The 12,424-nt window shown below is 44.6% G+C and carries 9 protein-coding genes and 2 pseudogenes; 3 read left to right on the forward strand and 8 right to left on the reverse strand.

Annotated elements, in window-relative coordinates; genetic code table 11:
* The first annotated feature begins 1 nt into the window (after position 1).
* On the forward strand, positions 2-1,792 hold the full coding sequence (locus tag HMPREF0671_RS06210) for a membrane dipeptidase (RefSeq protein ID WP_036898197.1): 1,791 nt from the start codon (positions 2-4) through the stop codon (positions 1,790-1,792).
* An 89-nt stretch (positions 1,793-1,881) separates the two neighbouring features.
* Complete coding sequence (locus HMPREF0671_RS06215) at positions 1,882-2,805, forward strand: M28 family peptidase (protein WP_369793932.1); 924 nt, start codon at positions 1,882-1,884, stop codon at positions 2,803-2,805.
* Positions 2,806-3,093: 288 nt separating this feature from the next.
* On the opposite strand, the gene rd is transcribed toward HMPREF0671_RS06215, so the two are convergent.
* The 4 genes from rd to HMPREF0671_RS06230 form a co-directional block, all read right to left on the reverse strand.
* Positions 3,094-3,258: a rubredoxin gene (gene rd, locus HMPREF0671_RS11980; protein WP_062435174.1), complete on the reverse strand. Its 165-nt coding sequence runs from the start codon at positions 3,256-3,258 to the stop codon at positions 3,094-3,096.
* Between the two features lie 124 nt (positions 3,259-3,382).
* Entirely contained in the window at positions 3,383-4,741 is a 1,359-nt protein-coding gene (locus HMPREF0671_RS06220) for a DUF5687 family protein (RefSeq protein WP_036898202.1), read from the reverse strand.
* On the reverse strand, positions 4,738-5,442 hold the full coding sequence (locus HMPREF0671_RS06225) for an ABC transporter ATP-binding protein (protein WP_036898205.1): 705 nt from the start codon (positions 5,440-5,442) through the stop codon (positions 4,738-4,740). The genes HMPREF0671_RS06220 and HMPREF0671_RS06225 overlap by 4 nt, the downstream gene beginning before the upstream one ends.
* A 136-nt stretch (positions 5,443-5,578) precedes the next feature.
* Complete coding sequence (locus tag HMPREF0671_RS06230; protein WP_036898208.1) at positions 5,579-7,444, reverse strand: beta-galactosidase family protein; 1,866 nt, start codon at positions 7,442-7,444, stop codon at positions 5,579-5,581.
* A gap of 193 nt (positions 7,445-7,637) precedes the next feature.
* Here HMPREF0671_RS06230 and HMPREF0671_RS06235 point away from each other — a divergent pair, with 193 nt between their 5' ends.
* On the forward strand, positions 7,638-8,162 hold the full coding sequence (locus HMPREF0671_RS06235; RefSeq protein ID WP_036898210.1) for a YcxB family protein: 525 nt from the start codon (positions 7,638-7,640) through the stop codon (positions 8,160-8,162).
* A gap of 4 nt (positions 8,163-8,166) precedes the next feature.
* Here HMPREF0671_RS06235 and HMPREF0671_RS06240 read toward each other — a convergent pair.
* The 4 genes and pseudogenes from HMPREF0671_RS06240 to HMPREF0671_RS06255 all read right to left on the reverse strand — a co-directional run bounded on the left by HMPREF0671_RS06240 (position 8,167) and on the right by HMPREF0671_RS06255 (position 12,388).
* Positions 8,167-9,137: pseudogene (locus tag HMPREF0671_RS06240) on the reverse strand (ATP-binding protein).
* A gap of 100 nt (positions 9,138-9,237) precedes the next feature.
* The gene (locus HMPREF0671_RS12675; RefSeq protein WP_369793933.1) at positions 9,238-9,603 is read right to left on the reverse strand and encodes an ABC transporter transmembrane domain-containing protein; all 366 of its coding nucleotides are present in this window, start codon (positions 9,601-9,603) and stop codon (positions 9,238-9,240) included.
* 27 nt (positions 9,604-9,630) lie between these two features.
* Positions 9,631-10,091 (reverse strand): annotated as a pseudogene (locus HMPREF0671_RS12680) (cysteine peptidase family C39 domain-containing protein).
* 35 nt (positions 10,092-10,126) lie between these two features.
* Positions 10,127-12,388, reverse strand: a complete 2,262-nt coding sequence (locus tag HMPREF0671_RS06255; protein WP_232223173.1) for a hypothetical protein — start codon at positions 12,386-12,388, stop codon at positions 10,127-10,129.
* Between the last annotated feature and the right edge of the window lie 36 nt (positions 12,389-12,424).

Below are 12,424 nucleotides of genomic sequence, written 5' to 3' on the forward strand. Positions count from 1 at the left end.
CATGGAATCTTTTAACTTAGAGTCGCATCTCAACGATATTTATGCGACGTTTCCGGAAGGTAATCACCGGCCGATTATCGGGTTGACGTCTGATCACGCCGACATCGATGCTACGCTGCGCGACCGATATTATAAGCAGGTTGTAGCGGCCGGAGGAACGCCCGTCATCATCCCTCCTGTGGCCGACCGCCACGTCATCATCAACACACTTGAACATCTCGATGGGCTCATCTTGACCGGTGGGGCCGACGTGAATCCTCTGTGGACGGGCGAAGAACCCGAATCCGGTGTGGGGCATGTGAATGGTGAGCGCGACTTAGCCGAACTTCTTATCTGTCGATTGGCCTTGAATCGGCAGATTCCTATATTGGGAATATGTCGCGGTATACAAACTTTGACCATTGCTTTAGGTGGGCATGTACGGCAGGACATGGGTACGACGGAAGTGAAACATTCGCAGAATGCCGACCGCACACTGCCTACGCATAGCGTTCGGATAGAGCAAGATTCCTACCTATATCATATATACGAGTCGGAAAACATCTTTGTCAACAGTTTCCATCATCAAGCTGTTGACAATCCGGGCAAGCATCTCCGCATTACGGCCAAGGCTGCCGATGGCACGATAGAGGGTGTGGAGAGCACCGAGTATAAGTCCATCTTGGGTGTGCAGTGGCATCCCGAATGGCTCGAAGCCGACGGGTTGAAGCTTTTTTCTTGGCTTGTGAAACGGGCAGCAGAGTATCGTGAGGCATGCGATGTACACAGTCGTGTGTTGACGCTCGATACCCATTGCGACACGCCAATGTTCTTTCCACAAGGTATTCATTTTGAAAGGCGCGATCCACGCATCCTTGTCGACTTGCACAAGATGACCGATGGTCGACAAGATGCCGTCACAATGGTGTCTTATCTGCCGCAACCTCGTGAGGGTGAAGACTTTTCTCAATTAGTCGATTATGCCAAGATTCAGACGAGCATGCACCGTCCTGGTGCGACTATCACGCCTACACAATATGCCAATCTCATCTTTGATAAGATAGAAGAAATAGTGGCTGCGAATAGTCGCTATGTATCTATCGCTCGCACTCCGCAACAACTTTATGAGAATAAAGCGGCCGGTCGAAAGAGCATCATGCTGGGTATCGAGAATGGTTTTGCACTGGGTCAAGACCTCAATTTAGTGAAGCACTTTGCTGACCGCGGTATCGTTTATATCACGCTGTGCCATAATGGTGACAACGATATATGTGATAGTGCTGCTCGTACCAACCATACGCACGACGGTGTGAGCGAGTTTGGTGAAGAAGTGATTCGCGAAATGAACCGTTGTGGAGTTATGGTCGACCTCAGTCATGGTGGTGTTAAGAGCTTTTATGATGCTTTGGAGATTAGCCAGACGCCTATTGTGTGCAGCCATAGCAGCTGTCGCGACCTTTGCGATGTGCCTCGTAACCTCTACGACGACCAACTACGGGCTCTTGCGGCCAAGGGTGGTGTGGCACAAATCACTATTTATAAAGGCTTCCTATGTAAGAATCCTAGCGAAGCTTCCATTGTCAATGTCATGCAACATCTAGAACATGCCATTGCCGTAGCGGGCATTGACCACGTCGGATTAGGTACCGATTTCGATGGCGATGGCGGTGCTCCGGGACTAGCCGACTCTTCCGAGCTTATTAATTTCACCATCGAACTGTTGCGTCGACGTTACAGCGAAGACGATATTCGGAAGATATGGGGCGGCAACTGGCTTCGTGTAATGACCCAAGTACAGAATTACGGAAAATGAAAAAGAAACCAATCATCATCATAGTGAGTTTACTTGTATTAGCTGGTATCGTTTATGCGTTCGTTGGGGGATACGGTTCGCAAACAGAAATGTTGCCCGAAACCGAGGAAGTGGAGAAAGTCAATCCCGTAGGTCCGGCCTTTAATGCCGATAGTGCCTATGCTTTCACACAAGCACAGTGCGATTTTGGTCCCCGCTCTATGAACAGTGTGGGGCACGACCGTTGTGCTGAATGGATAGTGAATCGTTTTAAAGCTTACGGTTGTAAAGTCGAAATACAGCGTGCCGACCTTACGGGGTACGATGGAACTGTGTTGAAGAGCCAAAATATCATGGCTTCTTATCGTCCCGAACTCACTACTCGTATTTTGCTATGTGCCCACTGGGATAGTCGCCCTTGGGCCGATAACGATCCCGATTCTGCTAATTGGCACAAGCCTATTATGGCTGCTAACGATGCTGCTAGTGGTGTGGCGGTCATGTTGGAGATAGCTCGATTGCTCAATCAAGATAAGAAATTGAACATCGGTGTCGACTTTGTTTGCTTCGATGCTGAAGATTGGGGCACCCCACAATGGGCTGATGTTGAAGATGATGGAGAAAGTTGGGCACTTGGAGCACAGTATTGGGCGCAGCATATCCCGGGTGGTTATGCCCCTCGTTACGGAATTTTGCTCGATATGGTAGGTGGCCAAGGAGCCCGATTCTTCCAAGAACAGATGTCTAAGCAGTATGCTCCCGACATTGTTAAGAAAGTGTGGCGTGCAGCTAGGTCGGCCGGTTATGGTAGCTTCTTCCCCAAGACCGATGGTGGAGCAGTGACAGATGATCACATCCCGGTGAACGATTTTGCCAAGATTCCTACTATTGATATTATCCCATATTATCCAGATTGCAGGCAAAGTTCGTTCGGTCCCACTTGGCATACCCTTGCCGACGACATGCAGCATATTGATAAGAACACGCTCAAAGCGGTGGGACAAACCGTTATTCAGGTGCTGTTTATGGAGTAAAAGAGGTTTGTAGGCAAATGGAATAATAACTTCTATCCCGGTTTTTCCCTATTGTGGAAGGCCGGGATTTTTTTTGATGCGCTAATGATTCCTTCTCCCATAGAGAGGGGGAGAAGCTAGAAAGGGGAGTACTTTAACCTGATTCGTTATGTATGGGTAACCTTTTAGGGCTTCTTTTTCATAACAATGGCCGGACAAATTGCCCGGCCATGATAGTTTACGTGCGCTAACGAGCGAGTCGGAAGTGTACGTTATATATGCTTTTGCACTTGCAAAAGCGTTGTTATATTATTCTTCTACGAGTGAGAAATCTTCTTTGGTTACACCGCAAAGAGGGCAAACCCAATCTTCAGGAATATCTTCAAATGCTGTTCCGGGAGCGATACCGCCATCTGGATCACCTACTTCAGGGTCATAAATATAGCCACATACGTCGCAAACATACTTCTTCATAATGCTTATAGTTTTAATTAATACTTTATATTTTAATCTTGTTGAGGGCAAAGATAGATAAAATATAGATACGCTCCAAACGGTTTTGGAATTATTTTTAGAAATAAATCTTATTCGATATGAGCTAGTCTGATTCCAACAACCGATAGCGTCGCTCTGTAAGCTTGTTAGCTATGGTCTGTAATGCTTTGTTGCGTATGAGCAAACCTAGGATGCCCAAACCCATCAACGCGATATAGTTCCATGGTTGAGGCAGCAGATAATGCAGCACTCCGTACACGATAATGGCTCCGAATACGGACATGGTGGCAATGTAAGCTTTCATGTCGAAGCCTTGATTGTTAAATACCGAAGCACCAAAAAGGTCGGCCCGTTTCGATGTGAGCGTCAATGCGATGAGTACCAGGTCGACAATTCCGAGCCCAAACACGACGATGGCTACCCAGTCTATGAGCTTATGATTCATCCAAATATAGATAGGCAGGATCGTAATAGAAGAGATAAGGGTGAGCGCGGTATACATGTTGTATTTACGCCGGAGTAGCTGTTCGATGTCAAAAGGCTTCGTCCAAAGTCCGTGGAGATAGTTGGCTTCGATGCCAATGCCCCATTGCCCGATACCCATGGCGGCAGCTGTGAGAGCTAACAGGTTCCATGCCATGGTGAAAGACTCGCCCGACAGATTGGTGTAACTATAGTTATACGCATTGAAAAGGAAACAGGCTATGAGTATCCAAAAGGATACACGCAGGCGCTTGATGCGCATCAGACGTCGCAAGTCGGTTAATAACCCTGACCGTTGTATACTTTTGGTGCGACGTGATGAGGTTTTACGCTCATCGGGATAATTCTCCAGCCGATTGGTATAGTAGAATATCGGGGCGATGAGGAGGGCGATAATCAGCAGTGTGACGATGGCATGTGCTCCACCGGAGAGTGCGAATGGGTTGATGGTATGGAGGAAAAGGCATATCAAGCAGAAAGGCAGATAGATGAAGACAGGCAATTTGTACTCCCAACCGTGGGCTTTGTGAAAGGCCAATATCAATGTGGCGTTGAGATAAGATACAGCCAATGATACCACGAACATGGCAAGGCTGCCGCGATAGATGGCTAATGGAAGGAGTAGAAGTGGATAGAATAAGGTTATCAGGTCGGCGCTTAGAGTGATGTATAGCAGCCATGTCCACTGACGAGAGGGGATGGGACGCGTCTTCACGAAGTCGCTCATGTCTGTATCGGGGTGCATGATGAAGAGCTTCATGATGAAGTCCGGGATGAGAAAACCAATGGCTATCATCGATACAACAGCCGTGTCGTCGCCCTGTTTGAGTAGCTGCCATGCCTTTGCGCCCCCAACTTCAAGGGCTATCCAAGCACAAAGTAGCGTAAGAAAATAGAAGTATGCTGCTACAATGATAGGTCTCCATTCGAAGTTGCGACGCTTCTGAACGAGCCACATGTGGAGAAGTAAGCGTATCATTGGGCTATGAAATAATGGTTTAATTCGTCAAATGCGCTGCCGGCTTCGTTGGCAATGTCTTTGACGATGTACCCTTTCTCCAAGAGAAGGATACGGGTAGTCACATCGGTAATGTAGTTTAGGTTGTGGCTGGAGATGATAACGGTGGTGCCAAGTCGCTCATTGAGTCGCTTGATATGGTGTGCCACAGCTATTTGTGACGACGGGTCGAGGTAGTTAAAAGGCTCGTCGAGTATCAGTATTTGGGGCTCAATGAGCATCGCACCGATGATTCCTATCTTTTGGCGGTTGCCCTCTGAGAATTCTTTGAGGTATTTGCCGGTGCCTAACACCTCGTCGTGCATGAGGTCGCTATATTGTTCCAACCGCATTTTTGCAATGTCGTGGTCGATTCCGTAAGCGTCGGCTATGAATTGGAAATACTCTTCGGGTGTGTAGAAATCAATGAGGAAACGACGATCTATGTACGACCCTGTGTAGTGTTTCCACGTCGTGTCTTCGTTGACAGGGACTCCGTTGCTGAGCACTTGTCCCGTTGTTGCCTTAATCAGGTCAAGCATTAATCGGAGCAGGGTGGTTTTCCCTGCTCCGTTGTTGCCTACCAAGCCGATGATTTCTCCGCTCTTGAAAGTGAGTGTGTCGATACTAAGAGCTGTCTTTTCGCCATAGACTTTGCTCAATTCGCATAATTGTAGTTCCATGAAATGATTTAATTTAAGTTTCGCCGGTGGCTCGACTTGGGAGTTCTTTGGAGTTAAAAGGGAGTTAACGGAAGATAACAGACACTTGTCGGATACCTCCCACTAACTCCCTTTTAATTTCCGTTAGCTCCTCAGATTATTTCACCCACTTGTCTAATACAGGTTCGGTGACTCCTGTGAGTTCGCTCTTCTTCTCGTCGTTCAGTTGCTCAAAGATGACGATCTTGTTTTCGCCTTTCTTCAAGAAACATCCCGGTAGGTAGAGCGTTTGCTGTGGTCCGACCTTCCAATAGCGTCCGAGGTTGATTCCGTTTACGAAGACGATGCCCTTACCCCATTTCTCCATATCGAGGAAAGTGTCTCCTACGGTGTCCAATTTGAATGTACCGCTGTAGAGAACAGGTGCCCCGGCATTGTATCCGGCGGGCATCTTATCTACGTTAGGCATCTCGCTCATAGGCAGACCGCGCATTTCCCAGTTGCCTGTAATCTCGTTTCCACCGATGGTGATAGGCTCGATGATACCCTTATGGTTGGCTGTGATGCGTGCACCATAGTTGATACGGCCAAAGTTTTCGACCAAGATGTCGAGTGTACTGTTGAAAGGTACGTTTATTTCCAAGCTGTCCTTGCCGGTTACACGGTTCAGTTCACCCACCTTTTCACCATTGATATATACTACGCCGAAGTCTGCGATGCCCGGCACTTTCATCATTCCGCTGATGGGTTGGTTGAAGTGTCGACGGTAAAGTACATATCCATGACCTTGATTCAACTGCTCAAAATTGAGCGGAGTGTCGCTCTCTACGGCTTTTACACCTTCTAGCAGAGTGAGTACATCGGCTGTCTTAGTGAGTTTGATTTGTGGTATCGAGATGACAGGAATGCGCTCCGGAACTGCCGGAACCTTATATTTTACCGACTTGCTGAGCAACTCTCTCAGTGCATTATACTTAGGAGTGGCCCATCCGGCTTCGCTGATAGGAGCGTCATAGTCGTAGGTTGTCATGTCGGGTTGTATGTCGTTCTTCTTCGCATAGTTCGCTCCTGAGGTGAAACCGAAGTTGGTTCCGCCATGAACCATGTAGTAGTTGAAGCTTACACCGGCATCCAAATATTTCTTGGTCTGCTTCACTATGCTCTCTGTAGAGACGAGTGGACGCTTTTCATTCCAGTGACATAGCCAACCGGGATAGAATTCTGCCACCATGTAAGGGCCTACACCGTTGTTGTATTCGTTTACGGTCTTCTTTAAATTCTCGATGTTGTCTTCGCCATTAGCAGTGGGAAGAATGCCCTTAACGGCTCCACCTTTGAACAGCCAACTACCATCTGAGGTGAATCTAGGGATGTTGAAGCCCACCTCGTCGAGTATTTTTACAATCTTGGCATTGTATGCTTTGTGTACTTCTAAGGGTATATCCTTGCGTTGAGCCACGTAAGAACCGAACTCATTCTCGGCTTGTACCATGATGATTGGACCACCATTGGTAATTTGAAGATCCTTCACTTGGCCGGCCAACTGTGTCAAATACGTGCGACAAGCTTTGAGGAAAGCTTCGTTATCGGTACGGATAACCATATCTTTCTCGTTCTGTAACCACCAAGGATAGCCACCGAAGTCCCACTCTGCACAGCAGTATGGGCCGGGACGGAGTATCACCATCAAGCCTTCTTCGGCTGCGGTCTTAATGAATTGTTTGATATTATGGTTGCCGGTTGTCCAGTCCCATACGCCCGGAGCCACTTCGTGATGGTTCCAGAATACGTATGTAGCCACGGCATTAAGTCCCATAGCCTTCATCATCTTCAGGCGATGGCGCCAGTAAGGAGCCGGAATGCGAGCGTAATGCATCTCTCCGGAGTGGAGTTGGATAGGCTTTCCGTCGTACAAGAAATTACCCGATTGAATAGCGAACGTATGCTTTACGTTCTTTGCTGCATGTGCTCCTACTGTCAAAGTAAGGAACAGTGCGGTACAAAATAATTTTAAATGTCTCATATTTAGGTTGATGGTTATTAGTCAATAAGCCCATAGCTGGGGCTGCTTTTCGTGCAAAGATATAGCAAATTTTCCGAAGTCGTCTCGCTATTGTGTGAACTTTTTATATTTGTTGTGAAAAGATGAAGTGTTCATGGTGCTTTTATTGTCGGAAAATATGTATATTTGTGTCGTCCAAATATCAGTAAATATAATGGAAGCAAACACTCTCTTTGAAAATAGGTATCGACTTTCGAAGGCCATGATGTACGATTTTGTGAAGATCGTATATGGTATTAAAACATATATTCTCGCTTTTGCTTTAATCCTACTGTGTGCCTTTTATATTTGGGATATAGCATACTGGAAAGGCGATACGGTTGGCGGTGTGGTCATGCTGGCTATTCTTTTGTTCGGCCTCATGGCCATATCTCCTTACTTCACAGCCCGCCGCGGCTTTAAAGCTATGCGGAAACGCACCAAGGCTTTGCATGGAGTGGAAGACCCCGAAGTATGTTTTGAGTTCGGAGACAGAATCGTATGCCACGTCAATGAGAATGTATCTTATTATGACTACAGCCAAATCTTAAAATATAAGGAGCGTCCCCATGTCATCGCCTTGCTGCTTTCGAAGAACACGGGTATAATGCTCGACCCTCAGGGTTTCACCGTTGGCACCTTGGAAGATTTCAGGCGATTTATCGAAAAGAAGTGTCTGCAGGTGAAGAAGAGGATGTAAGAGGTTATCCCAGTAGGTCGGCTGGGTTACAACAGAAAAAATCTTCGGCTTTCATACCACCTTCGCCATCAACCAAGGAGTTGATAGGATGGAATTTGTCTCTAAATACTGATAGGGCGGTGTTAGTGGTCTCGCTATTGCTTTTTACCTCGATGGTGGCAATTCTACCGTTCTTGTGGATAATGAAACCTACCTCGTCGTTTCCCTCTCTCCAGTAGTTGAGATGGTAGCGATGAGTAAAGGCATAATTAATCAGGTGACCCCAGCATCTTGGAGATTTCCTATCATCTTGGTCAAAGATACAATTTCTCCCGAATAAGAAGCTCCCAATTCAAATGTTTGGCGTAGTAGTGCAGGCTTATTGACCACGGAATTGTATAAGATGTCTTTGTTAATGGTTGCATCGACAATAGTGCTATGGACATAAGCTCGCCATCGTTCTTCATTCTTGATGAGCGATGCACTTCCCGGATAGCCTACGAAGAAGATGTATTGTTCTAAAGAATAACCAAAAGCATCGCGCATTTCGGGGTACGACCAGTGCGACATTCTTATTTCTTCGAAGCGTCCCATGAGCGACTCTGATAGTCCGTGGAGGAGCATGATGCGCGAGGAACCAAGCAGGATAACCTTGATATTGATACCGTTAAAAGTATCGGCATCCCATTCGCGTTTTACGGCTTCGCTCTAATTATTAATTTTTTGTATCTCGTCTATGATGAGTATGCATTCTTGAAGTGCCTCTAATCTCATCTTGGCTCTTACATTTGCCCAACAATCTCCTATCCAATCGGTTTGTGTGGCGGGTATGTTGTCGGCTGTAAAAAAGGAAAATGGCAAGTCGGTGTCATTCAATACTTGGCGAATAAGTGTTGTTTTGCCAACTTGTCGTGGTCCCATAACTACTTGGATGAATTGCCTCGGCTCTTTCATTCTTTGCATTACCGTATGATATTGACTTCTTTTATAGACCATACTCTTTATATTTTTCGACACGAAATACAATATTTTACTCAACGGACTGAGTAATTTTACTCAATAGACAGAGTAATTTTACTCAATAGATGGCGTGAAATTAGTATAAATTATTAATTACATATTCCGTTAAGAAAGAACGGATTCGATTAAAATCATCTAATCGTTGTATAAATTCTGTATTTAATTTTGTGTCAAAACATTTCATTGGTAGCCTCATTGTTTTCTCCAATAACTCTCCGACATATTCTATACCAATATTGAAATTAACTTTGCTTAATACGACAGAACTTAAAGTATTGGATAATATATAACCCCCAAAAAAAGATAGCTGAACAAGAGATAATCTCAATATCGTATGAAGGTTTTTCTCCACAACTCCTTTATCAATGATTGATTGATATAAATAAGGAATCATCCAACTACATAACATTGAAATTATTAGTAATACAAGAGATTTATATATTTTAGTTTTAGACGTTACATATTTTTTTTAAAGTGACACTGCAATAGACCAATCATTCTTTTGTTTTGGAAAATTTGTTTCATAAAAAATAATTGTTGGTTGAGTAAGTATCACAATCCCATCTTCTTTTTCTTCAAGCCAGTATCTCTTTATTTCTTTTTCTGTAAATTTTATTTTTCCATTAGCAGGATCAGCAATATAATACGAATAGGTATTATCTCGTTCTTTTTTAACTTTATATAAAACAACAAAATGATTGCTATTCCAATGTAGAATAACTGGAGACTGCATCTTAACAATTGTTGCAAAGTTGCTTTTGCAACAATTGTATTAAGACCTAATTCCGTTGCTCTATTCTTAACATCTCTGATTGTTATGCCAATACGAGATATGCTAAGACCCTCTTTTATATTTTGTAGCGAAACAGGCTTTCCATAGAATGCACAGAGCATCTGCAAGCATACGGCTCCACAGTCTGTACTCTCCATTTGCCAAAGTGATTTATTTTTTTTAAAATTTACTTTTAATAATTAATATCAATTCCTCGTTCTATTCCCTCATTGTTCAAGGAGCGTTTGGTATTGTTTCGTTTTTTGCCAAAATCAAGCCTATAACTCACGCCCAACAACAGCATATTAGCATTATCCTTGATACATTGGCTGTATTCTTCGGGGTGGACGTCTGATACGACGATATTCTCATAAACACTGCCTCGCTTTGTGAACATATTCACCCCTGTAAGTGAAAAGTGCCAGTTCTTGTACTTATACTGAATCTTGACAGTGTTCCACCTATCCTTTGTGCTGTATGAGTTTCCTGACAAGATATAGTCGGGCTGTATCTGATACATAGCAGTTATAAGCCAATTACCGAAAGACAACGTCCCATTCAGGGATGCGTATAGTCGGTTCCTGACATAACTCTTATCTGTCATGGTGATATGCAAATTGTTCCAACCTACGTTCCCCCATACTGTTGCAAACCCGAAAAGCTCTTGTGTTGCTAAGTTCAACTCAAGATTGAATTGGTCGTTATGCTGTCCGTTAATGGGGCGACTCATAAACATATCATAATACGGACTTGAAACATCACTGATATAGCTATAAGTATAGTAGATAGGTTTCTCTGTCCTGCTGTAAGAAGCCCACAAAGAGCCCGTAAAACGTTTATCAGCATATCGTACATACACCCTGTTCCTAATGTAGGAAGACGGTTTCAGGTCTGGGTTACCCTGCCGGATGGTAATGTCGTCAACCCTTTGTGTCAGGGCAGACTGCTGCGTAACTGACGGCAGCGACGGTTCGAGCATCAGCAGATAATTCAACGTCAGACGTTGTGATAGCGGATAATTGACAACGATGTTTGATTTCAGCCTTACAGCATCTGTCTTGTACGAGTTGTTGTTGGCATGATTGTAAATGCCGATAGCACTAAGGCCGTAATTCAGACGCTTGATTTTTCCCTGGAGTTGACCGTACACCGACAGCCTGTTCTGAGTGATTTTACCCTTACCTAAAATCCCATTCTCTGTTTGTTCGTTGTCGGTACTGTTATAATACTCCTTGATTCCCAAGGCTGCGACAAGGTTCTTGAGGGTTTTAGAATACATCATATCGGCAGTTAAACGCCACGACTTATCGTTTGTTAGCGACAGTACGGAATCATCGGGCAACGGACTTTGATATAAGTTGATGTATCGACGGTTATAATCCCCCGACCCATATATGCCATACACATTGGCTTCAATGTATTGTGTTTCGTCTATCTGTTTTTTGAAGAACAAATCGATTGTGGGCAGACAGTATTTCAATTTTTTGTGCGTCAGGTTCTGATATTTTGACAGGTTACCCATATATTGCTGCGTGTTCCATGAATCTTCATCCATCTTTTGATTCTCAATTCCAAAACCAGCCTTTGCCGCAAAAACCGTATTAGGATCATGCATATAGGTATAACCCAATGATATCGTATTCCACCAGTAGCGGAAGTCGCCGGGTATTCCGTTTCTTTCTCTCAAGACTGGGGCATTCCGTCCGATAAACTCACTGGAAGAGTTTATTTCCCTCTCATCGTAATCTCTCCAGTTGGTGCTATAATTGAGTTCCCATTCGGATTTCTTGCGATAATACTCCAAACCAATATTGCCATTGAGAAAACCTGCATTATCCCCTGTCAGCACATTGGCGATGACCGATCCCCCATCACCTCTCGGATTGAGTATCACATTAATCACCCTGCGGTTTTCATATCTTACGTCAGGATTGTCATGGTATTCAATACGTAAGATACGTTGCGGGTTTAACGCCAAGAAATGACTTAGACTACACGGTCTTCCGTTAATCTTAAAAACAGGTGTCGCATTATCCACCTGAACCGTTTGCAAAGACTCGTTCACCGTCAGTCCCGGCATTTTATATTGCATGTCGCTCAACAGTGACAAACCGTTGGCTGCCCGGTCCAACTCCTTTCTTGACGGGATGATGATATATCTGTCTGGCTTTTGAATGACCGTTTGGGCAGTGACAACAACCTCTCCCAAACTCACTTCCATAGGTTTAAGTTCTATTGTACCCAAATCTACAAACTTACCGTCAGTTCCCGATATTCTGATGTAGACCGTGGTATAATCCTCTTTCGATATTTCGATTGTCAATATAGAATCAGTGACGTTTGCCGATGAAAACATCCCCGATGGGTCGGTTTCAACCCCGACAACCACCTTCTTCATACTGTTACGTCCGATAACCAAGGCTTTCCGTATCGGCTTACCCTTTTCGTCAACCACAGATCCCTTTACTACATATGCATGCAAGAATATGGA

This window comes from Prevotella sp. S7 MS 2, from assembly GCF_000762865.1.
In the GTDB taxonomy this organism is placed as follows: Bacteria; Bacteroidota; Bacteroidia; order Bacteroidales; family Bacteroidaceae; genus Prevotella.